25 protein-coding genes are annotated in these 25172 nt (G+C 41.6%); 12 read left to right on the forward strand and 13 right to left on the reverse strand.

The genetic code is table 11. The features are described from left to right. The first annotated feature begins 1 nt into the window (after position 1). Entirely contained in the window at positions 2–640 is a 639-nt protein-coding gene (locus L7A31_RS13930; RefSeq protein ID WP_237362376.1) for an ATP-binding cassette domain-containing protein, read from the forward strand. Further along, positions 641–1258 carry a CDP-alcohol phosphatidyltransferase family protein gene (locus tag L7A31_RS13935; protein WP_237362377.1) on the forward strand — a complete coding sequence of 206 codons (618 nt, stop codon included), beginning with the start codon at positions 641–643 and terminating at the stop codon, positions 1256–1258. It begins immediately after the preceding gene. Positions 1259–1310: 52 nt separating this feature from the next. Here the strand turns inward: L7A31_RS13935 and L7A31_RS13940 are convergent, their stop codons facing one another. From L7A31_RS13940 to L7A31_RS13960, 5 genes are all read right to left on the reverse strand, one after another. Beyond that, complete coding sequence (locus L7A31_RS13940) at positions 1311–2252, reverse strand: class I SAM-dependent methyltransferase (RefSeq protein WP_237362378.1); 942 nt, start codon at positions 2250–2252, stop codon at positions 1311–1313. A gap of 11 nt (positions 2253–2263) precedes the next feature. Continuing rightward, positions 2264–2959 carry a TIGR01621 family pseudouridine synthase gene (locus L7A31_RS13945; RefSeq protein WP_237362379.1) on the reverse strand — a complete coding sequence of 232 codons (696 nt, stop codon included), beginning with the start codon at positions 2957–2959 and terminating at the stop codon, positions 2264–2266. A gap of 90 nt (positions 2960–3049) precedes the next feature. Further along, a complete protein-coding gene (locus L7A31_RS13950; RefSeq protein WP_237362380.1) occupies positions 3050–4084 on the reverse strand; it encodes an agmatine deiminase family protein in 1035 nt (344 codons plus the stop codon). Positions 4085–4159: 75 nt separating this feature from the next. Further along, a complete protein-coding gene (locus L7A31_RS13955) occupies positions 4160–4807 on the reverse strand; it encodes an L-fuculose-phosphate aldolase (protein WP_237362381.1) in 648 nt (215 codons plus the stop codon). Positions 4808–4981: 174 nt separating this feature from the next. Further along, entirely contained in the window at positions 4982–6319 is a 1338-nt protein-coding gene (locus L7A31_RS13960) for a sodium-dependent transporter (RefSeq protein WP_237362382.1), read from the reverse strand. Positions 6320–6652: 333 nt separating this feature from the next. Here L7A31_RS13960 and cls point away from each other — a divergent pair, with 333 nt between their 5' ends. From cls to L7A31_RS13975, 3 genes are all read left to right on the forward strand, one after another. Next, entirely contained in the window at positions 6653–8107 is a 1455-nt protein-coding gene (gene cls / locus L7A31_RS13965; protein ID WP_237362383.1) for a cardiolipin synthase, read from the forward strand. Positions 8108–8300: 193 nt separating this feature from the next. Continuing rightward, positions 8301–9506, forward strand: a complete 1206-nt coding sequence (gene emrD / locus L7A31_RS13970; RefSeq protein WP_237362384.1) for a multidrug efflux MFS transporter EmrD — start codon at positions 8301–8303, stop codon at positions 9504–9506. Positions 9507–10141: 635 nt separating this feature from the next. Next, positions 10142–10819, forward strand: coding sequence for a TetR/AcrR family transcriptional regulator (locus L7A31_RS13975; protein ID WP_237362385.1), 678 nt, complete (start codon positions 10142–10144; stop codon positions 10817–10819). 49 nt (positions 10820–10868) lie between these two features. Here the strand turns inward: L7A31_RS13975 and L7A31_RS13980 are convergent, their stop codons facing one another. After that, positions 10869–11810 carry a LysR family transcriptional regulator gene (locus L7A31_RS13980; protein WP_237362386.1) on the reverse strand — a complete coding sequence of 314 codons (942 nt, stop codon included), beginning with the start codon at positions 11808–11810 and terminating at the stop codon, positions 10869–10871. A gap of 321 nt (positions 11811–12131) precedes the next feature. Next, positions 12132–13217 carry an ABC transporter substrate-binding protein gene (locus tag L7A31_RS13985; RefSeq protein WP_237362387.1) on the reverse strand — a complete coding sequence of 362 codons (1086 nt, stop codon included), beginning with the start codon at positions 13215–13217 and terminating at the stop codon, positions 12132–12134. Between the two features lie 272 nt (positions 13218–13489). On the opposite strand from L7A31_RS13985, the gene L7A31_RS13990 reads away from it, so the two are divergent. Next, positions 13490–14686: a cystathionine beta-lyase gene (locus L7A31_RS13990; protein WP_237362388.1), complete on the forward strand. Its 1197-nt coding sequence runs from the start codon at positions 13490–13492 to the stop codon at positions 14684–14686. Between the two features lie 64 nt (positions 14687–14750). Here the strand turns inward: L7A31_RS13990 and L7A31_RS13995 are convergent, their stop codons facing one another. From L7A31_RS13995 to pspA, 5 genes are all read right to left on the reverse strand, one after another. Continuing rightward, complete coding sequence (locus tag L7A31_RS13995; protein WP_237362389.1) at positions 14751–15209, reverse strand: globin family protein; 459 nt, start codon at positions 15207–15209, stop codon at positions 14751–14753. Positions 15210–15516: 307 nt separating this feature from the next. Then, entirely contained in the window at positions 15517–16098 is a 582-nt protein-coding gene (locus L7A31_RS14000) for a DNA-3-methyladenine glycosylase I (protein WP_237362390.1), read from the reverse strand. An 84-nt stretch (positions 16099–16182) separates the two neighbouring features. Then, on the reverse strand, positions 16183–16569 hold the full coding sequence (pspC, locus tag L7A31_RS14005; RefSeq protein WP_237362391.1) for an envelope stress response membrane protein PspC: 387 nt from the start codon (positions 16567–16569) through the stop codon (positions 16183–16185). Continuing rightward, positions 16562–16795, reverse strand: coding sequence for an envelope stress response membrane protein PspB (gene pspB, locus L7A31_RS14010; protein WP_237362392.1), 234 nt, complete (start codon positions 16793–16795; stop codon positions 16562–16564). Before pspB ends, pspC begins: the two co-directional genes overlap by 8 nt. A 9-nt stretch (positions 16796–16804) precedes the next feature. Beyond that, the gene (pspA, locus tag L7A31_RS14015) at positions 16805–17479 is read right to left on the reverse strand and encodes a phage shock protein PspA (protein ID WP_237362393.1); all 675 of its coding nucleotides are present in this window, start codon (positions 17477–17479) and stop codon (positions 16805–16807) included. Positions 17480–17663: 184 nt separating this feature from the next. Between pspA and pspF the strand changes: the two genes are divergently transcribed. The 6 genes from pspF (at position 17664) to L7A31_RS14045 (ending at position 24048) form a co-directional block, all read left to right on the forward strand. Then, positions 17664–18680 (forward strand): phage shock protein operon transcriptional activator, encoded by a 1017-nt coding sequence (gene pspF / locus L7A31_RS14020; RefSeq protein WP_237362394.1) that lies wholly within the window; start codon positions 17664–17666, stop codon positions 18678–18680. Positions 18681–18805: 125 nt separating this feature from the next. Further along, complete coding sequence (locus L7A31_RS14025; RefSeq protein WP_237362395.1) at positions 18806–20425, forward strand: ABC transporter substrate-binding protein; 1620 nt, start codon at positions 18806–18808, stop codon at positions 20423–20425. Further along, a complete protein-coding gene (locus L7A31_RS14030) occupies positions 20426–21388 on the forward strand; it encodes an ABC transporter permease (protein ID WP_237362396.1) in 963 nt (320 codons plus the stop codon). Continuing rightward, complete coding sequence (locus L7A31_RS14035; protein WP_237362397.1) at positions 21375–22262, forward strand: ABC transporter permease subunit; 888 nt, start codon at positions 21375–21377, stop codon at positions 22260–22262. The genes L7A31_RS14030 and L7A31_RS14035 overlap by 14 nt, the downstream gene beginning before the upstream one ends. After that, complete coding sequence (locus L7A31_RS14040; protein ID WP_237362398.1) at positions 22262–23257, forward strand: peptide ABC transporter ATP-binding protein; 996 nt, start codon at positions 22262–22264, stop codon at positions 23255–23257. Before L7A31_RS14035 ends, L7A31_RS14040 begins: the two co-directional genes overlap by 1 nt. Next, positions 23254–24048, forward strand: coding sequence for a peptide ABC transporter ATP-binding protein (locus tag L7A31_RS14045; RefSeq protein ID WP_237362399.1), 795 nt, complete (start codon positions 23254–23256; stop codon positions 24046–24048). Before L7A31_RS14040 ends, L7A31_RS14045 begins: the two co-directional genes overlap by 4 nt. Positions 24049–24091: 43 nt before the next feature. Here L7A31_RS14045 and L7A31_RS14050 read toward each other — a convergent pair whose 3' ends face one another. Next, on the reverse strand, positions 24092–24997 hold the full coding sequence (locus L7A31_RS14050; RefSeq protein WP_237362400.1) for a manganese-dependent inorganic pyrophosphatase: 906 nt from the start codon (positions 24995–24997) through the stop codon (positions 24092–24094). Positions 24998–25172: the final 175 nt, after the last annotated feature.

Genomic DNA, 25172 nt, shown 5'->3' on the forward strand with positions numbered 1-25172 from the left:
CATGACTTTAAGATTAGAAAACCTGTCCATTGCAAGAAGTTCTGGAGAAGTGCTGTTTGGCGACTTTAATCTAGAAGTGAAAGCGGGTGAAGTCGCAACTCTAATGGGACCTAGTGGTTGCGGTAAATCAACACTGTTAGGCTTAATCGCTGGACATTTAAGCGATGAATTTTCTTATTCAGGTTCAGTAAAACTGGATGGCTCGGACGTCACTTCTAAGGCTCCTCATCAAAGGCAAGTAGGAATTTTATTTCAAGATGACTTACTCTTCCCGCACTTGAATGTTTGGCAAAACTTAGCGTTCGCACTGCCAAATAGCGTAAAGAAAAAGCAGCGTAAAGAGATAGCCTTGGATGCTTTATCGAGCATTAAGCTATCAAATCTTGCTGATTCCTTTCCAAATCAAATATCAGGTGGGCAACGTGCTCGAATCAGTCTAACAAGAATGCTACTTGCGCAACCTAAACTAGCCTTGTTAGATGAACCTTTCAGTAAACTCGACTCAGAGGTAAGAAAAGAGTTTCGAGATTGGGTTGTAGAACAATTGCGACAAGCAAACATTCCTACAATTTTAGTCACACACGATATCGAAGATAAACCCGCAACAGGAAAAATCATCTCTTGGCCATGGAGTAAATAAATGCTTGATAGGTACAGTAGCAAAGTTGTAAAAGGCCCACTTAATATTCTGGCCAACGTAGCGAATCGCTTCGGTGTCAAAGCCGATCAAATTAGCATCATTGGCTTTTGTCTCGGCTGCTGTGCCTTTCCAGCAATTGTATTTGGCTATCTTGAGCTTGCATTAGTATTCATTCTGCTCAATCGAACATTTGATGGATTGGATGGTGCGGTCGCTCGCAAGCATGGCCCTAGCGATGCTGGAGGCTTTTTGGATATCAGCCTAGATTTTGTTTTCTATTCTATGATTCCTTTTGCATTTGTCATCGCTAATCCAGCTGAAAATGCAATTGCAGGGGCGTTTCTTATCTTTGCGTTCGTTGGCACGGGCAGTAGCTTTCTAGCTTTCGCTGTTATGGCGGGGAAAAGAGGAATCGAAAATCCAGTCTATAAACACAAATCTCTGTACTACATGAGTGGACTAACTGAAGGGACAGAGACTATCGCATGCTTTGTCATTTTTTGCCTTTGGCCACAATATTTTAACCATGTTGCTTATCTATTTGGGGCAGCCTGTTGGTTTACGACCTTTACTCGCATCCACTCAGGGTTTCATACGTTAAACAGTAACCAAGGGTAACTTCACAGGGAAAACTCAGTTTAGTTTTCCCTATTTATTTGGCTAAGTCTCGCTACTTATTTAACGCAAAAACCATCGCTTTCAAACTGGCTTGGCTATTAATATCTTTAAACTCGGGTGGATTGTCCAATCGGTACTGGTATTCGATTTGAGGCGCTTGTTCTTTCATGCTGTCTATCAAAAACTGCTCGCTGACAGACGGGGAGTTGACACATGCCAATACGAGACCCTTTTCCGTAAGCATATCTGGCAAGCGGCGAAGAATCTTTTGGTAGTCTTTGGTCAGGGCAAAGCTGCCTTTTTGAAAAGATGGTGGGTCAATAATAATCAGATCATACGGACCAAATTTTTTCAGTTTCCCCCACGACTTAAAAAGATCATGAGCTAAAAAACTCACCTTTGACGTATCATGTTCATTGAGGCGGTGATTCTGTCTACCTTTATTGAGAGACGCCTTTGCCATATCTAGGTTAACTACCTGTTTTGCACCACCAGCAATAGCAGCCAACGAGAAACCACAGGTATACGAAAACAGATTTAACACCTTCTTATCTTTCGAGCGCTCTTTTACCCAGTCACGACCATACCTCATGTCGAGAAATAGCCCAAAGTTTTGGTTTCGACCTACATCCAACTGATAGCGAATACCGTTTTCTACAACTACCGGAGAAGAGTTTAGATCACCTATAACGACCTCTGCTGGCGCTCCTTCTTGATAGCGATGTTGCAAAACAATAGTTTTACCCTGCTGTTTTTCCCATACGGCGCTTTGTGAAAAGTCTATCAGCCCTTGTCTTAAGGCATCGATAAATTGTGCTTCAGGCTGCTTAAAAACTTGAACAACTAACTGCCCTTGAAGCCAGTCAGCGGTTATTTGCTCCAACCCTTCCCAGCAACGTCCTCTACCATGAAATAGGCGACGTAATTCGTTAGGTATAGAGCTAAGCTCTGATTCTAGTTGCTCAAAGAAGGTGGATAATTCTGCTGATCGCATTTTTTTCTCTGTTAGTGTTTGATGTTCGGCCAAGTAAGCTGCCAAGGTTGTTTTACGTTATCGATAACAGTGCTTACCGACTCAGAGTGCCATTTCTCGCCAAGAAGTTGGTATTCTCTTGGGTCACAAACAAATTCATATTGCTGGCCACAGTGAGAAAATCGAACAGCAAACGCATGCAAGTAACCTCTATCACAATTTGACGTCGGGTTATAAATTGGATCACCCGCTATCGCGGAGCCAACAGACTTTATGGCTACACGTATTTGATGGGTTTTACCTGTACTTGGTTTACACAAAAACACCCTCTCACCGGGCTCACCTGCATAAGAAAAAAATTGAGTGACAGCTGGGTTGTCAGTCGAACTGGTTAATTTCCAAGCCGACCGTCGAGAACGCACCATATCGCCAACTATCAACCCCTGCTTTTTCTTAGGTTTTTTGTTTGCGATAGCCAAGTAATACTTCTCAATGTTTCTTTGAGCAAACAGTCCGGAAAGTTCACTTGCCGTTTTACCGTTCTTCGCAAGCAACAAAATTCCAGATGTCATTTTATCAAGCCGATGTACTAGATAGAGTTTTTCGATGCTAAGTTGCTGTTGAACTGTCTGCAGTAACATTGTGTCTCCGTCATCTTTATGTACAGAAACATTCGGGTGTTTATTAATGACAATAAAGTCACCATGGCTATAAAGTAAATCGAACATGTGGCCTCTTTGGGTTAGGAGGCGAAGTATATACCTGAGTACCCGCTAAGAAAAACTTTTCTAACGGTCCCTCTGATATTTAAAACAACTCTAGTCAGATTTCTCATGGGCATAGTCCAACAGCTTTTCAGCATTTTCACCTCTAAGTTGTAGAGACATGCAGCGAACTCCGCCACCTAAACCACACACTTGCTCAGAAGAGACCGGAACTACCTTTTTTGAAGTGATAGCCTCTAGCTGCTCCAACGCCAGCTTATCTTCCGGGATACCGAATTGTGGAAAATAGATCTTATCTGGTGTTACCAGCATGTTGGTATATAAACCACAAGCGGAAGGATACTGCGAGTCAAAGGTGGTATCTGGATCGTATGGCGTCACAATGGAATGAACCGTTACACCGGGTAGTTGACGCTTTAGCTCACTTTTAAGGTAACTCGCATACCTTTCATCATCTGGGTATTCATTTATAACAACGACATTGTCATCGACAAAACTAGCAATGCCATCAGCATGCTCTAACCCTTCAGGTTCATCTGACTCGATGAAAGCGACATGTTTCGCACCTGTCAGCGCGACAAGCTTTTGCCGCGCTTGTTTCTCCGTAAGGCTGTTATCATTTAAAAACTTGGTGCTCAAAATTCTGTTGCCCGCATAGTCATCAACAAGGTTACCACCATCATTTAGAAGGCTGGTCGACTTGTATCTCAAGCCTGCTTCATTTGCCAAGCTCAAAAACGTCTCTTGTACTTGGTCAGCGACTTGCTGAGCATTGTCATAGCCACCTTGAGCTTCTGCCGTATAACGAAATACTATTGCCTCTCCACTTGGGTTGGTCAGAGTAAAATCACGCATCCAAATATCGTCCATTGGGTATATCAGCACATGTTTCGCACCAACCTCTTTCGCGTAGGTTTTGTATGATTTTTCTGAGCTCAGGATAAGAACGTCATCGCCATTACTTATAACTTTCTTCGCGTAATCGACTTGAAAGTTGATGATTTTGTTATGAAAGGGTTTGTAGTAACTATCGTTAGGAGGAGAAGCCAACACAATGAGTTCTGCAAAAGAAAGCTTAGGCATAATAATCACCAACATAAGTGTGATGCTATATATAAGTCTTTTCATAACATATTATCCATTTGCCAAGTCCAGTGCTGACTTTCCCTTTCAAATTATATGCATAAAAACTAATTTACGTTTTTACTCCTCAACTTTTAGGCCATAAGTCTTAAACTTCTCTATCACTTTATCCATTTCTTCATCATCAAGGATTTTTATATCCAACCCTGTCGAAAGAGCTTTAATGTACATATCCGCCAGCGTTTCAACCTCTTGAGAGAGCCACATCGCTTTGTTTAGGTTCTCCCCAATAGCAATTGAGCCATGATGTGCGAGCAGCAGCGCTTTACTCGTTGTAATCCCCTTAGCTACCGAATCTGACAGTTCTTGACTACCAAAAGTGGCGTATGGAACAAGAGGAATGGTTTTGCAACCTGACGCGGCAATCATGTAATGAATAGCAGGGATTGGCTTTTCCAATATGGCCAATGTGGTGCTGTTTATTGCATGGTTGTGTACAACTGCATTGCAATCTTGGCGAGATTTATAACACGCTAAATGAAACTGCCATTCTGAGGAAGGTTTTTTGCCTTCCTCAAAGTGTCCACTTCCGTCAACATACACGATTTGCTCAGGTGTCATTTGGCTATACTCAATGCCGGTTGGAGTAATGAGCATCCCTTCTTCAAAACGGACACTTGCATTGCCTGACGCACCTTGGTTAAGGCCCAAGCGAACCATTTCAAGGCAGCTATCGATAATTTGTTGAGCCAATACTTCTCTCATCATTCATTCCCATTACATTTAGACTCAACATACGATACCTTTTATTAACCCATTCAGCTAGTTAAGCTTAGCTGAGAAGAAAGCTTGCCAGCTCGGAATATGTTTTATTCTCCAAGCATCAAATAGGACAAAAGCTGCTCTAGGCAGCTTTTGTCTCTCAGTTATAAAGGTTAGTACTTAAGAGAAAAAGAAAACCATAACCATAAGAATTGGGCAAACTACTCTCACGTATGTTGGCCAAATTTTCCAAAACAAGCCTTGCTCAATTTCAGGGTAACCCTGTTTTAGTTCTTTCAATACCTGATTTCTATGCCATACCCAACCAGCAATTAAAGTAATAAACAAACCGATGATTGGCTGAGCGTATACAGTCGTTAGCTTGATGACCAACCCAAATAGATCACCAAAGTTGAAGACAATTATGCCCGAAATAACCATGATGATTGCACCAATCCAGGAAACCGCTAACTTACGAGATTGATTGAGCTCCTCGATAGCAACGGCGACAGGTACTTCAAGCATAGATATTGAAGAAGTTAGCGCTGCAATAAGCATCACGGCAAAGAACAGCACACTGATCAATTCACCAATTGTACCCATAGAGTGGAACATCGCCGGCAACACTTGGAAAACCAATGTGTCAGAACTTAGCAACTCACCAGAGTCAGAGAAGATCTCTACACCATTGTGCTTAGCAACAAACATTGCAGGCAAAATCAATAGACCAGCGATAAAAGCAACACCTGTATCAACACACGCAACTTGAGCCGCAGTCTTAGGTAGGTTTGCTTCTTTGTTTAGATAGGAGCCATACACCATCATAGCGCACACACCTAACGAAAGTGAGAAGAACGCTTGGCCCATCGCACTTACAACAACTTCAGCACTGAAATGATCAAAGTCAGGCACCAAGTACATTTTCAGGCCTTCCATCGCTCCCGGCTGGGTAAAGATATAACCGATAAGCAATACGAAAAGAACAAACAGTATTGGCATCAAACGGCTAGACCACTTTTCAATACCATCTGTTACGCCGCTTTGCACTACGTACATGGTCATCAGCATGAATACGACCATCAAGATTAAGTTACGAGGCGTGCTAAACCCTGTAAGCCAACTTACTGCGTCTGAAGCTCCAACGAGCTCTAGCCCACTTCCAGCAAATGAGCCGACCAACCAACCTGCTACTATGGCATAAAAGCTCAAAATCAAGGATACAACCACCATCCCCGCGACACCCACGGCAATAGCGCCGGCTTTGCCGTTTGGCCATACTGATTTTAATGAGCGAATTGGGTTGGATTGTCCGTATCGGCCGACCGTTAACTCTGCTACTAGCATTGGGTATGCTAGGAGAAACACCATCAGCAGATAAATAATCAAAAAGAGTGCACCGCCATTGCTGGCTGCTTGGGTAGGAAATCCCCAAATATTACCTAAACCAACCGCTGAACCTGCGGCTGCCAAAATAAAACCTAATCTTGAAGAAAAGTGGCCTCTAGAACTTACTGCCATAGTTGGTCTTCCATTTCCATTTAAAGTGTATATATCAGCTTCCTAAATGGTTTAGTTTGAGGCTATACAGCTTGCTAAACCATACGGAATACTAAACGCGTCGCAAGTAAACCAGTTAACTAGTACAAAGGAAAGCGTAAAGTCTCATTTTTTTAGCGCAACATCTAATTCCTCTTACAGATCGCCGAATATTTGTTCATTTATCTTGATAAAGGGCAAATAGCTCCGTCCAAACATTACAACAGATTGTTGCAATATCTTGTCGAGATAAAGCTTCCCTTGTTAACCATTTTCGATTTACTATTCTGCAAGTTGTTTTATACGAGTATCTCAATGGAAAAGTTTTATCACTTTTTAACTCTGGCTGGCATTGTATTGTATTGGCTTCTAGTAGCTGGGGTAACTCTTCGAGCAGTGCTCAAACATCGCTCGGTAAGCGTATCATTGGCTTGGCTTCTCATCATCTATGCCGTCCCTATTCTTGGTGTTTTTTGCTATTTTCTTTTTGGTGAGCTTAACCTCGGTAGAAAAAGAGCCGAGCGTGCAAAAGAGATGTTTACGCCTTATGAGTCTTGGTTTACACAGTTAAATGAGTGCCAAGCTCATTCACGGGAAACCTTTGGTTACCATATCTCCCGAATAGATGAATTATGTAATAATCGTCTAGGCCTACCTTCTTTAAGCGGCAATACCCTAACCTTAAAAAACGAACCTCAGGAAATACTTCGCTCTATTATCAACGATATTGAATCTGCAACGACTAGCATTCGTTTGGTGTTTTATATATGGCACCCCGGAGGTCTTGCTGATTCGGTTTCTTCAGCGTTAATTAAAGCGGCTCAGCGCGGTGTTGAAGTCAAACTCTTGGTCGACTCGGCGGGCAGTGCCAACTTCTTCAAAAGTCCTTGGCGCAAGATGATGCAAAAGGCTGGCATTCACGTCGTGCAAGCTTTAGAGGTTAGTCCATGGCGTATGTTCTTGCGTCGCTTAGACTTGAGGCAGCACCGGAAAATCATCGTAATTGACGACCAAATTGCTTATACCGGCTCAATGAACTTGGTTGATCCTGCCTATTTCAAACAAGAATCTGGTGTTGGCCAGTGGATTGATATTATGGTTCGTATTACTGGACCGACAGTCAACGTACTATCCGCTATCCATTCTTGGGATTGGGAAGTTGAAACAGGTGCACGGGCTCTCCCACCGCAACCTAAATGTGCGGTTGACGAATCGAATGCTCTTCATCCTATTCAAGTTGTGCCTTCGGGTCCTGGAATGCCAGAACACCTTATTTCTCAAGTGTTGAGTCTTGCTATTAACCAAGCAAACCACTCAGTAAGAATTACTACGCCTTACTTTGTACCGAGTGTTGACCTGTTAGACACGTTAAAACTCACTGCACAGCGCGGAGTGAAAGTCGATTTAATCATTCCTCATAAAAATGACTCACTCATGGTGCAATGGGCTTCTCGTGCTTTCTATACCGAATTGCTTGAAGCGGGTGTGGAGATCCATGAATTTTATGGTGGATTGCTGCACACCAAATCGGTGGTCATTGATGAGCAATTCTGCTTGGTTGGTACCGTCAATATGGATATGCGCAGCTTGTGGCTCAACTTTGAACTCACTCTCGCTATCGATGACGAGCACTTCACAAAAGAGATGTTTGAACTGCAAGATTCCTATATTGAACACTCTCATTCATTGAAATTAGAAGAGTGGAAAAAGAGAAAAGTTTACTACCGTTTCTTTGAACGGATATTCTATCTATTCAACCCACTTCTATAATCGCCTTAAAACTGATTAGTTTTTCTAATCCAAATCATAGAAATTTATCGAGCAAAACATAGTGATTACATATTGAACGTGGCATTAACAATAGCTAATATCGTCGCGTTTTCTATGTAACCCAATCGAGCAAAATTCATTAGTTTTGCTATCCATGTAATATCGATAATTTTCTTATGTTCTGGAGATAAAAATGACTAGGAGCCTTTCTCTAGCTAAGCTGACGTTTCTGATAGCAATACTGACTGCTGTTGGACAGATGACTCAAACGATGTATGTTCCTTCTATTGCCTCTATGGCAAAAGAGTTTTGGGTCACACCTTCTGCACTGCAAGCGGTTATGGCCTTTTTTCTTATTCCTTATGGCTTTTCTCAGTTTATTTACGGAACGGTTTCTGATCGTATCGGTAGAAAGCCTGTCATTATCGCAGGACTCTGCATATACATAGCAGGTACGTTAATCGCGCTATTTTCTGAGCAGTTTGACTGGTTTCTAGCAGGCAGTTTCATTCAAGGTTTAGGAATTGGCTGTGGTGGCGTAATGTGTCGCACATTGACTAGAGACTGCTTCTCCGGCTCCGATCTGCATCGAGTAAATGGCTTGATCAGTATGTGTGTCATATTTTCTCCGCTTGCTGCGCCACTTATCGGCGGATATCTTTCAGATACCTTTGGCTGGCGTTCAAGCTACCTATTTCTAACTCTGTTTAGTATTGGCGTAACGCTAGCGATGATGACCAGCATGATGGAGACGTTGCCAAAAGAAAAACGCAAATCGGAATCTGTTTACAACAGTTATCGTATCGTCCTTTCTGACAAACGATTTCAAGGCTATTTGCTCTGCCTCGTCGCAACCTTCTCTGGAATAGCTGTATTTGAAGCAGCATCAGGGGTATTGTTTGGTGGCGTTCTGCACTATTCTGCAATGGCGGTAAGCTTACTATTTGTTGTACCTATTCCTGGTTACCTTATCGGCGCTAGCACTTCAGGAAAGCTTGTAAAACGCTATGGAAACCATACCTCTCTATTGGTGGGTTTAGCGGCCATTATTCTCGGTTCGTTGGTAATATTCGTGCCCGGTCTTATGGACATCACTAATGCAGCAACATTGGTGGGTGGCGCACTGCTGTATTTCTTAGGTGGCGGTATTTTGTATCCAGCGGCAGTGACTGGCGCTTTGATACCATTTCCAAATCACGCAGGCACCGCAGGCGCAGTTCTCGGTGGTATACAAAACTTAGGCGCAGGTCTTGTTGCTCTAGTTGCATCAATGATCCCTACTAGCAATCAAATGCCTGTTGGACTGCTCATGCTTGTGATGGCACTACTCGCCGCGCTAGGTATATGGCGCTCAGCGGATAACAGCGATTCAGCAAGCGATGAACCAGCTATAGCATAATCAGCATTTTCCTTCTCACGAATCATAAAAAAGAGAGTTGTTATAACTTCACAACTCTCTCTACTCCTGCCCCTTGATTGAGACCTAGCATTTCTCCCCTTCGAATTGTACTTACTTCGATTAGAGAAACCTCTACATCAACACTTTTGACCTTAGTAATTCCAGTTTTAGTCATCACTAAGACTTAAGGACATACCAGATTTTAAAAGTAGAAGTTATGCTCTCCGAAAGATGTTTTTTAGTAAATTATTTCTTTTCAACATTTTAACTTACTGACAAAGATAAAATTGAATCATACATTCCTAATTGGAATGTATATATTAGCAATATTATATTGCACAGGAACATAGATGTGGTCAAAATGCAGCCACCTAAAACTTGTGTCTTACCTAGATATTTACTGTCACAATTTGATATTGAATTTATCAGAATAAACATCAACCGAGGTATTTAAAATGGAATACAAAAACCGTGAGATATTAATTACATTTTATATGGTTCATTTCAAAATGAATAGAGAGCAAGCAATAGTGCTTCTTGAATTATAAGGTAATTTGTTAATTACGCGATATAACATTAATTAGTTATATTGATTATAAATCTTCAGTATTAAACATTTTTAGAGATATTAAACTATGAAAATAACATTGCCATCAGCAAATAGGAGAAATGGACCAGGACGACCTTCCACTACCGATACCTATATGGACATTCGATATGCACTTATAAAGTCATCTCAGAACTTATTCTCAAACATGCCATACGACAAAGTATCGACGAGGCTTATCGCTGAAAAAGCGGGCGTAAGTAGTTCATTGATAAGATACTACTTTGGAGGAAAAGAAGGGTTATTTGAAACAGCAGTCGTTAGCCTATGTGACAGCTTTTTCATTCAAATATCTAAACTTATTGAAAGTACTACATGCAATAACTTTAGCACATTTATCTTCGATGTTATGCAAGAAATCAAGAAGGCACCACAACTACCTAAAATCATGTCCCATACTTTAAGTTTAGAAAAAGATAATAGGTATGATAATGTAGTTAATATAGTTTTAAATTCATTTAATGAGTTATACGATAAACTTGTTCCACAGCTACAGACACGCGGTATACTTGACACTAACATGAACCCGGAACTGAGCAAAGTGTCGATTATAAACCTCTTGCTACATCCATTTAACATACCTCAAACATTACTTTCTGCATACAGCCTTGAAAGCAATGGCGACTTTTATGAAAAGGTTATAGAAAAAAACATAGAGCTAATAATATATGGCACTTCCAATTTCACGCCAAGCCTATGCGCATAGAAACATGCCTTATAGAAAAGATAAATCATGGATTAATATTGAAAGGTATCTATTCTCTAGTAGTATTTTCAATGAAATGATAATTCTTTATTAAGTTAACTTTCAAATCGTTTATTATCTTCCTCACATTGTTATTTATAGGTCGATTAGCCAGATAATAAATAGAGAAGTCAAAGTAATCCATACTTTTTGATAAGCGAATAAGTTTACCAGCTTTTATTTTTTCTTCTACCATATAAAAAGGAACGATGGTTCCAGCTTGACCTGATTCAGCAAGTTGCACTCGAGCATCACCGCTATCGACTTGATACGCAATATTTCCTTTGGCCGCAGCCTTTAAGTAAAAATCCCTAAGGATGGGGTTGTTTAGCCTAGAAACAATGTGGTTGGTATCGAACTGAGGGAAGGCCCACTTGTAGTCAGTCACATCTTCTTTAATCCCCATTGACGGTCCTATAATACAAGCTGTTTCCAAGCTTAAGAAGGGACTCTTAACCAATAAATCTAATTCGGGTATATTTGGCTGTATTTCAGACTGAGATATGAATAAATCAATTTCTCCTTGCAAGAGTTTTTTGTTTAGATTCATAAAGGTATCTGAAGATATGGTCACCTTTAACTCTTTATATTCTTCTTCATTGTTCTGAATATTAAGGCATAGGACTTGGCTAATCAAAGGAGATATAATTTTACCTATACCAATGTTAAGATTGCCATAAAATCCGTCATTAACTTTTTTTGTCATGCTTTCTAGTAAAGCAAACTCTCTATATAAATCATCGAATTTGGAGTACAGATAATCCGCGGCCTTAGTAGGTACTAGGTTTCGGGTATGCCTATCAAACAACACTGTATCCAGCTTGCTCTCAAGACTTTGAAGCTGCTTTGTTACGTTAGACTGGGCTAATCCGGAAATTTTAGCCGCCTCTGTAATACTTCTAAACTCATATATATTAAGGAAGTTCTTAATAGCACTACCATTAATATTCATAATTTTACTCTTAACCATGAGTCCCTCTAACAGAATATACGTTAGGCATATTACTTTTGGAAAGCAGGTAGAGTCAAGTTTAAAAACAAAACACTCAATAATTCATTTTAAAACACGCATATACATTGCAACTTTTATTAAGTGCTGAATTAGATATAAAATTACTAAGGTTGATAAAAACCCAAGATATAGGCTTGTTAAATATAGCCATACTAAAGGTGCTTATGATTTAAGTAAGTAATAGTTAAATATAAAGAGGCTGTGATAACACAACCTCTCCCCTACTAAAGTTAACGAAAATATACTTACTCAGTGTATTTACTACTTCCCTTCCATCGCCTTTTTGGACATTAGTAGCATCAAATTATCGACTTCTTTCTTATACGGTGGCCAGAACATGTCTTTGACAAAGAAACCTTTGTCGCTTGCTGACTGGTGTTTCAACGAAGCACTGACCATACCAAGGTTGTTCACTAAACGTGTTTGTACAGCATCACTAATAAAGTAATTAGCAAATATTTCAGCGGCTTCTAGCTTTTTACCTTTTAAGTTTTTGTGGAAGTTTATTGTATCCATCCATACGGTGTTTCCTTCCTTAAACTTAATCAGCTTCCAATCTCCACCCGCTCTATTTTCTGCCGCTGCGCCAATACCATACGACGCTACAATCAACAGATCATCTCTAAATTCAGGTGAACCGCCCCAGAAGTAAGAAACCTGACCATAAAGGGCCTTCAACTTACCTTCAATATCTCCCTTTTGGCTCTCTGCCTGCATTTCAGAACGAGAGACCTCATTAAGATAGAACGCAGACTTTCCAGCCATCATAGAAGCAATGGCCACATTCGGTTGTACCTGGCCTTTTGTTAAAGATACTTTTCCCTTCCATTTGGGATCGAGCAGCCCATTCAAGCTCTTCGGAACCTCTCCCTCAGACACTTTTTTCATATTTGCCCAAAGACCATAAGCGCCACCACCAAAAGGCAAATACAGTGTTTTGCCATTTTCGGTGCCCATAGGAACGTTAAGCATAGCTGGGTCTAAATGCTTGTAGTTGGTCAGTCTAGGAGAATTTGTATTGATTGGTTGAAGTAAAGCTGCCGTTTTACCTCGTTGCATCTGAATATAATTTAAAGTCAGGAAACTGATATCAGCTTTTCCTGCTCTAAGCAGTTTAAACATTTGCTCTGGGCCTTCAGCCCAAGGCGAAATAACGTTTATTTCATAGTTATAACCTTTGTCTTTTAAGATTTTATTGACCGCAGCTACTTCATCTGGTTCAACGTACCCCTCCCACGTTAAGACATTGAGTTTTTCTGCTGATATCGCCTGAAATGGGGCGAAAAATAGTGCAATGACCAAAAGAACAAGCTTTGTATTCCACACTTTCATCGTCGTACTTTCCATGCATCTCTCCTTATTATTAATAAAAATATTAGTAACAAAATAAAGCTTTGCAACTTAGACATTGTACTGTGACTAAACGGGCCTAATGATAGATACACATGAAAAATATAGAGTTTTTACTTTCATTAAAACAGACTGCTCAGTTCGTTCACCTTGGTGTATTGGGCAACGACTAGAACTTTTAATGTACATGCTAGCTAGCATTTTGGGTTGCAATTGAGGGCTTCATTGTGGTTTAAATAACTGATCGTCTTATTAAACAAGGAATTCTTATGTCACACGGTAAAAAGACCCAAATGATAAGTGCTGGACGCAAACCTAAGTGGACGCAGAACGTAGTAAACCCTCCTGTGCAACGCGCTTCAACAATATTGTTTAACACTGTGTCTGAGAAAAAAGATGCTACTATCAACCGTGCGAAACAAACTTTGTTTTATGGCCGCCGAGGAACTAACACACACTTCGCCTTCCAAGAAGCCATGACACAAGTTGAAGGCGGTGCGGGTTGCGCTCTTTTTCCAAGTGGAGCGGCAGCAATTGCAAATTCAATTTTAGCCTTTGTAGAAACGGGCGATCACATCTTAATGGTTGACACCTGCTACGAGCCAACCCGTGATTTTTGCGATGTCATGATGAAAAAGATGGGCGTCGAAACAACCTATTATGACCCTCTAATCGGTGAAGATATACACACACTTATCAAACCAAATACCAAAATACTTTTCACCGAATCTCCGGGCTCGATTACGATGGAACTGCAAGACGTTCCGACACTTTCCAAAATTGCGCATGAACACGGAATCGTTGTGATGCTTGATAATACTTGGGGTGCCGGGGTTAACTTTTCTCCATTCGATCATGGTGTCGATATTTCCATTCAAGCGGCAACCAAATACATTGGTGGGCACTCCGATATCATGTTAGGTACAGCGACCGCTTCGGAAAAATATTGGGATCAACTTCGTGAACAGTGCTACTTAATGGGGCAATGTGTGTCACCTGATGATGCTTATACGGCCCTGCGCGGTATACGAACGCTTGATGTCCGCCTTAGACAGCACGATGAGAACGGCAAGAAAATAGCTGACTGGCTAACGTCTAGACCCGAGGTGGATCATGTTCGCCACCCAAGCCTACCAAGCTGCCCCGGATACGAGTTTTTCCAGCGTGATTTCACCGGTGGAAATGGTTTATTCTCATTTGTATTGAAACAAAGCAACAGCAAAGCAACAACGGCTCTTCTTGACGGAATGAGTCACTTTGGCATGGGCTACTCTTGGGGAGGGTTTGAGAGTTTAATTCTAGCTAACGAACCCAGCAGCTTTAATAGCTTAAGAACCATAGCCAACCCTAATTTTACCGGAACACTAATCCGCCTACATATTGGGTTGGAAGATATCGAAGATTTAATTGCCGATTTAGAAGCAGGCTTCGAGCGATACAATAAAGCACTCACAGCTCATTCATAGAAAAAACAGGTTCAATTGATAAAGGTGCTATCTTTAGCACCTTTATTTACCAACCTTTAGCCAATTATTGATTATAAACCTTCGTATTTTTGTAGCTTGAACTATCAAAGTCTGGATACGCTGCAGAGCGCATGACTTCAGCAATCGTTTTATAAGTTTTAACCCATGCTTGCCGTGTTGAGTCATCGAAATCATCGCCAAGACCGGTTTTTAACGTGTACAACAAAGCATTTCCGACTGGTGTATAATCATCAGCCGTGACCCCATAAGCAACATGGCGCTTCGCCAGCTGCTGAAGTACAGGCACCAGCTCATCTAAATTGTCTAGACCACTTACCGCCACTTTCAAAGTAGCCATGAGCTTTTGCCCCTGCTGTTTGATGTCTGACTTAAATAATGTTCTCAAGCGCGGGTCATATTCAAAAAGCTTATTGTAGAATATATCCGCAGCTTGCTCGGCAATAGGCTCTACTTTTTTGAAGCTTTCTTGTATCAACTTTTTTTCTATTGGGGTAAGTGACATATAATTCTCCTGCTAAACCTACTGGTGGCGGACTATACGTAAAATCGAGTTAAAGTAAGACAAATTCGGCTGGAGTTAGTAGAACTTAAGCATTTCGTGCAAGGTAGAACAAAGCTAAAAGCAAGTATCAAAAAACGCCCAAATATAGGCGCTAAAAATAAGTAAGCACGTTATGTAACCCTAGCCGTTCGCATTTTAATAGTCTTTTAACTGCGCGTTATCGAAATCAGTATAGCAATGAGTTCGACATTTGCCATTCCATGGAATACTGCTTTAGGGGTATTTTCAACTCACTGAAATACTTGCACTAAGACTTAGTGAGCGCCATCACTTCTTTTTTACGAAAGCATTGGTTGGAATGATCGTTAATCAACCCAGCAGCTTGGAGGTGAGAATAAATTATTGTCGAGCCAATAAACTTAAATCCGCGCTTTTTTAGATCTTTACTTAAAGCGTCTGATATTGGAGAAGTCGCGACGTAATCATCTATGGTTTCAATATCATTTACGACTACTTTGTTGTCCACAAAGCCCCACATATATTCACTGAAGCTACCAAACTCTTGCTGTACTTCCATAAAACGACTGGCATTGTTAATGGCAGCTTCAATTTTAGCGCGATTGCGGATAATCGCACTATTTTGCATCAACCGTTCAACATCATCTTGAGTAAATGTCGCCACTTTTTTGTAGTCGAAATCAGCGAATGCTTCTCGGTAGCCTTCTCTTCGTTTGAGAATGGTATACCAGCTCAGCCCTGCTTGAGCGGATTCTAGTAGCAAAAACTCAAACATCTTTTTATCATCGTGAACAGGTACTCCCCATTCTTTATCATGATATTCCACGTAATCTGGCTTGGACAAATCAACCCAAGGGCACCGTTCGCACATAGCTGTTACCTCTACTGATTATTGGTCTAGATTACTTTAGCCGATGACTGGAACATGACGCAACAAAGCGGGACTCGCTTTCCACTATAGCTTGCTAAATTCCTTGTCCACTTTAAATGCTTCTGAAGTCACGTATGCTTCAATGCCGCGCAATTGTAATTCCATTTTATCTAAATCAGCAGATAGGGTGTCTAACAAGTCCGTAGGTGTTTGGCCTTTTTGCCAAGGTTTACTTTTGAGCACATGTTCTTGTTTGGTTTTAATCGATTCCGCGTATTCTGTTGGCTGCTTGTCTAGCATAAGTGTCATGGCAATGTAGGCCAGAACCACCAGAAATAAGCCTCCCAATACAGCAGCAGAAATAAATAGGATCCGCACTATCCAAACTTCCAAACCAAAATAGTTTGCAAGCCCTGCGCATACACCAGAAATTTTCCCGTTAACCGTATCTCGATAGAGAGCTTTACTCATATCTACGCCTCCAGTTCGGTGTTTCAGAATCTAAAATGCGCTCTAATGTATCAATTCGAGTTTGCATCGACTCAGCTTTTACAGATAACTGCTGTAAACGTTCATTATCATTTTCGGACAGTCCTGCCTCCGACTTCCGTTTGCTGCGGTAATGAAGAAACAGCCAAAGTGGAGCGACAAAGATTAGAAAAACAATGAGTGGTCCAGTAAGGAATAACGACATCATGTACAGCTCCTATTTCTTAAGGTTTTTTGAAACTTGTTTTCTTAGCTTTTCTAACTCTTTTTCCACTTCATCTTGCGCTTGCAATTCGGCAAACTCTTGATCGAGTGACTTACTATTACCTGTATTCGCATAAAGATCAGCTTCAGCTTCTAGCTCATCGATTTTTCGAGAGTATTGCTCAAACTTGGCCATGGCTTCATGAGTACGGCTAGTGTGTAGGTGCTTTTGTACATCACGCCTATTACTAGCTGTCTGAGTTCGAATGGATAGTGACTGCTGTTTTGCGCGAGTTTCAGTAATCTTACTCTCTAGTTTACTGATTTCTCCCGTTAGCTTTTCAATAGTCTCTTCCAAGATGATCTGCTCATTTTTTAAATCTTTGATTATGTCTTCAAGCTTTTGTTTTTCCATTAACGCTGAGCGAGCTAGGTCATCGCGTTGTTTCGTCAGCGCCAAAGTCGCTTTATTTTGCCATTCATTACAATGATCTTCGAGTGACACTAATTTTCTCTCAAGCTCTTTCTTGTCCGCCATAGCTCTAACAGAATTCGTTCTCACTTCAACTAAAGTGTCTTCCATTTCTTGGATAATGAGCCGAATCATTTTCTCGGGGTCTTCCGCCTTATCGAGCAAAGAGCTGATGTTGGAATTAACTATGTCAGCAAATCTAGAAAAGATACCCATTGTAAACCTCCTGATAGCGTTTCATTCTTTACACGAGTGCCTGTAGTGTACGTAATCAAACTCCATGCCAAATATTTTAATTAATAATTTCAATAAATTAACGAAATGCATAAAAACCGACCTATTATGATATGATGAAATTAACCTCAATTTGGTCAAATTTACCATTTCACCGGAGTATGTTATGCAGCAAGATCTTATTGGCGAAGCGCCCTCCTTTCTAAGTATCTTAGATAAAGTCTCAAAACTTGCTCCAATTAACCGCCCCATTTTAATTATTGGTGAACGAGGTACAGGCAAAGAGTTGATTGCACAAAGGCTGCATTACCTTTCTCCTAGATGGAATCAACCCCTAATAACGCTAAATTGCGCATCACTGAGTGAGGGGTTGATTGATTCGGAGCTTTTCGGCCATGAAGCAGGGTCATTCACTGGTTCAAAGGGACGGCACTCAGGCAGATTTGAACGAGCAGAAAAAGGCTCGCTGTTTCTGGATGAATTGGCAACAGCACCATTAGTCATTCAGGAAAAGCTACTTAGAGTCATTGAGTACGGTCAATATGAACGTGTTGGCGGACACGCACCAATCAACGCCAACGTGAGACTGATATGCGCGACAAACGCCAACCTACAGGAAATGAGCAAGGCTGGCCTGTTTCGACACGATTTACTCGATCGTTTAGCGTTTGATGTGATTCACCTTCCTCCTCTACGACATCGAAAACAAGATATCTTGCTGTTAGCCGAGCACTACGCGATAAAGATGTGTAGAGAATTAAAGCTTGAGTTCTTTGTTGGTTTTTCACCAGTCGCAACGCAAGCGATGATGGACTATCACTGGCCAGGCAATGTGCGAGAGCTAAAAAATGTGGTTGAGCGAGCAATTTATATGCACGGCTACTCCGACAGACCTATCGAAGATCTCGTATTTGATCCATTTGAACCAAGTTGGAATACCGAAAAAAGTCTCAGCAAAGATAGTGACAGTAAGCTAACAACAAACCATACTGAAAACATACGCTTGACGTTTCCCATGAATTACAAAGAGTGGCAAGAGAAGATGGACATTGAGTTGTTAAATGCCACCTTGGAAGAAGCAAAATATAGTCAACGTAAGGCGGCAGAGCTGTTGGGCTTAAGCTATCATCAGTTTCGGGGAATGGTTAGAAAGTACAACCTTTCCACAAAATCAGATAGTTAAACAGATGGCTTTTCCTTTGTTCAATATAATATTGGTGAGTGGAGCACTAATACCTAGGGTTTGCCTGTCTGCAATCCTAAACGGTCAATTGACCCTAGTGCGTTGTGCACTCAATGAAGCGCACTATGAATATATTGAAAAAGTTTACTCTTGGAATATGTAGTCTTGGTTTACTAGCAGGTTGCGGTGACAACGATGACCATAGCAAGGTTCGAAAAAGTGGGTTCGTTTACTGCGGCCTAGAAGGCTCAAATACCTTTAATCCTCAGTTGGTCGATAGTGGTATCACCTCAGAAGCCCTCAGCCCACAGCTATTCGATACCCTTATCAAACTAGATGAAAAAACCTACAAACCTATCCCAAATGTCGCTAAGAGCTGGAAGGTTAATAAAAACGGCACCGAATACATTTTTCATCTTAATAAAGGCATTCAGTTTCAATCAACCAGCTGGTTTTCTCCCTCCCGTGAACTCAATGCACACGATGTCGTATTTAGCTTCAAGCGAATCATCGATCCAAACAATACCTTTCACCAAGTTGGCGGGGGCTTATATCCCTGGTTTGCTAGCATTGATTTTTCAGATCTAGTCAAAGATGTAAAAGCGATTTCGAAAGATAAAGTAAAGTTCACGTTAAGTCGGCCCGACAATTCATTTTTGTCCAATATCGCCACCAGCTTCGCTGTAATTCATTCAAAAGAGTATGCCAATCAGCTTGAGCTGAGTGATGAAAAGCAGATGATCGATAGCAAACCAATAGGAACCGGTCCGTTTTATCTCGACGAGTATCATATTAACGATTTCATACGTCTTAAAAGACACAATAACTATTGGAAAAACAAAGTTAAAATGCAGCAAGTTGTGTTTGATGTTTCTCAACGAGGCACTGGGACGTTTGCTAAATTCTTACGTCAGGAGTGTGACGTCCTCTACTCTCCTCTCTCAAGCCAGATCCCTATCATCAAAAAATATGAATCGTTAGATTTAATTGTTAAACCAGCTATGAATGTCTCCTTTGTCGCGGTTAACACCACTCACCCAGCTCTAAATGACCCACTGGTAAGAAAAGCACTAAACTTTGCAATAAACAGACAAAATATTCTTGATTCGGTATACTACGGGACTGGCAGCCTAGCCTATTCAATTTTACCTCCGAACTCTTGGGTATACAGGAAAGATCAAACTCAAGTGCGCTATGACCGAAATTACGCCATCGCGTTGTTAAGAGAAGCTGGATATCGCGAAGGCCTAAAAATGACCATGTCGGTGCCTATGGAACCTAGAGCGTATAATCCTAGCCCGATGAAAACTGCAGAACTCATTCAAGCGAATTTAGCTGATATAGGGATAGAATTGGAAATCATTACTGAAGATCGCTTTGATAGCAGGGATAGCGAAGACTTATCTTCAATCGATCTCGCCTTGTCTGGGCTGATCGCCAACACTGGAGATCCTGACAGTTTCTTACGTCCTCTATTGTCCTGCGATTCACAAAAAGCTGGACTAAATGTATCAAGCTGGTGTGACAAAGACTTCGACCAATTGCTCGATCTTGCTCTAGAGGTTGACAACCCTAGATACCGCCTCAACTTGTACCGACAAGCGCTTAATATTTTGAATGCTGAGTTTCCTGTCATTCCACTCGCGCATGGCATGCACTTTCAAGCCTACGATGACTCCTTATCTGGATTCAGAGTTAGCCCCTTCAACACACAACCTTTTGATTTAGTTGAGAGAATTAGATAAATGCTTTGGTATTCAATCCGACGCTTTAATCTGTTTATCATCACCCTACTCATTCTCACTATTGTAGGGTTCAGTTTATTGCGCCTCGACCCCGCTTCGCCTTGGCTCAAAGTCGGCTTTTGGCACGGCTGGATGCTGTACCTAAATGATTTAGTACACTTAAATTTTGGTATCAGTAAAGCAGGTATACCCATTGTCAATGAACTCGCAGTGGTATTTCCGGCAACGTTAGAACTATGTACCATTGCATTTCTGATGTCAGTTATCGTCGGTATACCTATTGGTACTTTAGCTGGAATGAAACAAGGTAAATGGATAGATACGATCATTTCCTTCATTTCTATGTCTGGCTACTCTGCCCCAATATACTGGGTGGCCTTACTACTGATCATGGCTTTTTCTCTTCACTTTCAAATGTTTCCCGTTTCTGGGCGCTACGACCTTCTCTACCAAGTTCATCATGTGACGGGCTTTGCGTTGGTTGATTCGTTGTTTGTTGAGAAGCAATATAAAGCACAAGCGTTTAGAAGTGTCCTTGAGCACCTGATTCTACCTTGTTCCGTTTTGGCACTGGCTCCAACGACACAAGTTATTCAATTGATGCGAAATACGGTCACAGATGTGATGACTAAAAACTATATTCGAGCGGCAAGAATCCGAGGCCTATCCATCAATCGAATCGTTTTCCAACACGTACTTAGAAATGCCATTCCTCCTATTGTGCCAAAGCTTGGTGTTCAGCTTTCTAGTATGTTGACTCTGGCCATTATTGCTGAATCTATTTTTAATTGGCCCGGTATTGGCCGCTGGCTACTCGAAGCTCTCTCAAACCAAGATTATGTTGAAATTCAGGCTGGCGTGATCGTGGTTGGCACACTAGTTTTAAGCGCAAATATTCTCTCCGATCTGTTTGGTGCTCTGGTCAATCCGTTAGTAAGGAAAGAGTGGTATGCTAACAAATAGCGTTTATCAAGAAGAACACATCCCAACCCAGTTTGAGCGATTTTGGCGAAGCTATCGAAATAACAGCATGGCCATGTTCGGCTTTTGGTGCTTACTTTTCATCGTTGTCGTAACCATTGCTGCACCTTGGATTACTCCTCATGATCCACAAGCTCAGTCGACCCACCTTCTTGTCCCTCCATCTTGGGATCCTCAAGGAACAGTTGAGTACTTCTTGGGTACTGATGACTTAGGCCGTGACATTCTTTCGCGCATTATTTCTGGTTCAAGACTCACATTCGGTGCGGCAGTGATCGTAACACTTGTTGCAAGTATCATAGGCTGTACTATCGGTATTCTCGCTGGTATGACGAAAGGCCTACTTTCAAGTACGCTTAATCACTTACTTGATACTGTAATGTCGATCCCATCGATGTTACTAGCAATCATCTTCGTCGCATTCTTTGGCTTTGGTGAGTTCAATATTCTAATTGCAATCGGCCTCGCGCTCATACCGCGTTTTGTTCGTTCGGTATATATTGCCGTGCATGCTGAGGTAGAAAAAGACTACATAATGGCTGCTCGTCTCGATGGTGCGAGAGATTTCTATCTACTTTGGAACTCAATCTTACCGAATATCCTCGCGGTTATTGCAACCGAAGCGACCCTTGCTCTATCCGTCGCTATTTTGGACATCTCAGCGCTAGGCTTTTTAGGTCTAGGAGCTCAGTCTCCAAGCACAGAATGGGGAGCAATATTGGGTGATGCAGTCGAACTGATATACCTTGCACCTTGGACCGTAATATTGCCGGGACTGGCAATCATGTTTGTGGTCATTGTCATTAACCTTGTAGGAGAAGGCGCAAGAACTTCCCTGAATGCGGGCATAGAATAATGGCACTTCTAGATATTCGGCACTTAACAATCGAAATCGAAACTCCACAGGGTATGGTGAAAGCCGTCGATAAGATGAGCTTTACCATGAATGAAGGTGAAATTCGTGGCTTAGTAGGTGAATCAGGATCTGGAAAAAGCCTGATAGCAAAAGCTATTGTTGGGATCAGCAAACCAAATTGGAAAATCAGCGCCGATAGAATGCGCTTAGGTGATATTGACCTTTTGCAACTTACCGCTCGTGAACGTCGACGAGTCGTCGCCCGTGATATCGCCATGATCTTCCAAGAACCTTCAACATGTCTTGACCCTTCAGAGGAAGTCGGCCGTCAGCTTATTGAAGCAATACCGTCCCATACTTTCAAAGGCAAGTTTTGGGAAAGATCAAAGTGGAAAAAAAATCAGGCCATCGTGCTTTTACATAAAGTAGGCATTAAAGAGCACAGCCGGATAATGAACAGCTATCCCTATGAGCTCACCGACGGTGAATGTCAGAAAGTTATGATCGCGATGGCGATTGCGGCTAAGCCTAAAATCCTTATTGCTGATGAACCAACCAATGATCTCGACCCGATAACTCAATCGCAAATACTGCGACTTTTGAGCCGGATGAACCAAGTTAACAACACAACGATTTTATTAATCGGACACGACCTAACAACTATTACTCAGTGGGCAACGCGCATTACAGTAATGTACTGTGGACAAGCGGTTGAATCAGCCAATACGAATAAAATCTTGTCGACACCAAAACATCCGTATACTGAGGCTTTGTTGAACGCAATGCCAGATTTCAATGACGATGTCCCGCAAAAGCAAAAACTACATTCCTTGTCAGGCTCTATTCCTCCACTGCAGCACTTGCCGATCGGTTGCCGCCTCGGGCCAAGATGTCCACACGCACAAAAGCAATGTGTGCAAATGCCCTTGATGAAACAAGTTAAAAATCATAAATTTGCCTGCCATTTTCCACTTAACACGGAGAAAAAGTCATGACTTCGTTATTAGAAGTAAAACAGCTTTCAAAAGACTTTTACTCCCGATCGGGACTATTTCGTAAAAGGGCGCAACATGCTGTTAAACCGGTTAGCTTCAACTTAGAAGCAGGGCAAACAATTGGGTTTATTGGTAAAAATGGTTCTGGAAAATCCACACTAGCAAAAATGCTTTCTGGAATGGTTAAGCCTACATCTGGCGAGATTTTGGTGAATGGCGAACAGCTTAAACATAAAGACTATTCGACGCGGTGTAAGTTGATACGGATGATTTTCCAAGATCCAAACACTTCGCTCAATCCGCGAATCCAAATTGGTAGAATATTAGACGGGCCGCTGAAACGTAACACCAATATGACCACAGAAGCACGGATGAGTCGCATCAAGGAAACGTTATTACGAGTCGGATTGCTGCCTGAACACGCATACTTCTATCCACAAATGCTTGCAGCAGGACAAAAACAGAGGGTGTGTCTAGCAAGAGCTTTGATTCTGCAACCATCAATAATCATTGCCGATGAAGCATTAAACGGGCTCGACATGGCAATGCGCTCACAAATCATCAACCTATTTTTAGACCTTCAGGATGAAATGGGTGTCTCTTTTGTTTACGTGTCGCAGCATATCGGCATTATAAAGCACATAACCGACAAGGTGATGGTGATGCATGAAGGGGAAGTGGTGGAATCAGGTAACACGCTGGATGTTTTAGCTAACCCGCGTCATACCATTACACAGAGAATGGTTGAGAGTCACTTTAACCAAGCGCCATGCTTCGGTAAGAAATGTTAGGGTCTTATTGCTAGACCCTAACTCATTATCTAAGCAAGAAAGCTTATACCAACTGCTCTTGCAGCCAAGGCCAGCCTTGCTTCTTACGGCTTAACGTATTTTCCATCATCAGTAAGCCATCTTCTAGGTGAGAATCTAGTTTCGTTGACCACTCACCAGCATAGATAAGTCTGGTTTGCGCAGTAGTAATGTCTGTTAACATTACAGCAGCGAAAGCCAATTTATCTTCTTCACAGCGACGAACAAGATCTGCTTGTAGCGCATCAATCATACCGTCAACTTGATCTAGAGTTGCTAACTCAATTTGACCAACAACTACATCACGACCATTGAATGGATACGCTTTAAGATCTTTTTCAACTAGCTGTGGAGCCGACAGACCTTTAATGTCTGTTTTTGCAATTAGAAGCTCGCGGATAAACTTGTCTAAGTCTTCAACTTCAGCGATTTTTGCTAGCTCTTGTACCGCGTCTTTGTCTTTTTGCGTACAAGTTGGTGATGCAAAACCAACCGTGTCAGACAAAATCGCAGACATCATTAGCAGCGCGTTTGTTTTGCTGATTTCAACTTGCTCAATTTTGTGCATGTTGAAAAGAATGGTACATGTACAACCTACAGGCCAGATCCACGCTTCAAGTGGATTCACTGTCATAACATCGCCCAAGCGGTGATGATCGACAATACCTAAGATCTCAGCTTGAGCAACATCATCAGGAGCTTGAGAAAGGTCTGTGTAATCCACCAACCAAATCTTTTCACCTGCAACTTCAGTGCGAAGTTCAGGTTGGTCAACACCAGCAGTGCTAAGAATATGCTGAGTTTCTCTATTGATTTCACCTTGGCGAACTGGCGTTGCTTCTAAGCCACGAGCTCGCAAAAAGTCACTTGCTACTAAAGCACTACAAATGCTGTCACTATCAGGATTCTTATGCCCAACCACTAAGATCATACTGCTACCTACTAAATATCTTCTTTACTTACGCTGCCAAAGCCGATTTTGGCTGAATAAACATGGCAAACTGCAATACCAAACCTGCCTGAATCAAGCTATCAAACATGCTTGGTTATATTAAGGAGCCCTACTCTACCTGAAAATGTGAAATTGTCCTATTTTTACTTACTCA

Source organism: Vibrio marisflavi CECT 7928, assembly GCF_921294215.1.
Classification (GTDB): domain Bacteria; phylum Pseudomonadota; class Gammaproteobacteria; order Enterobacterales; family Vibrionaceae; genus Vibrio; species Vibrio marisflavi.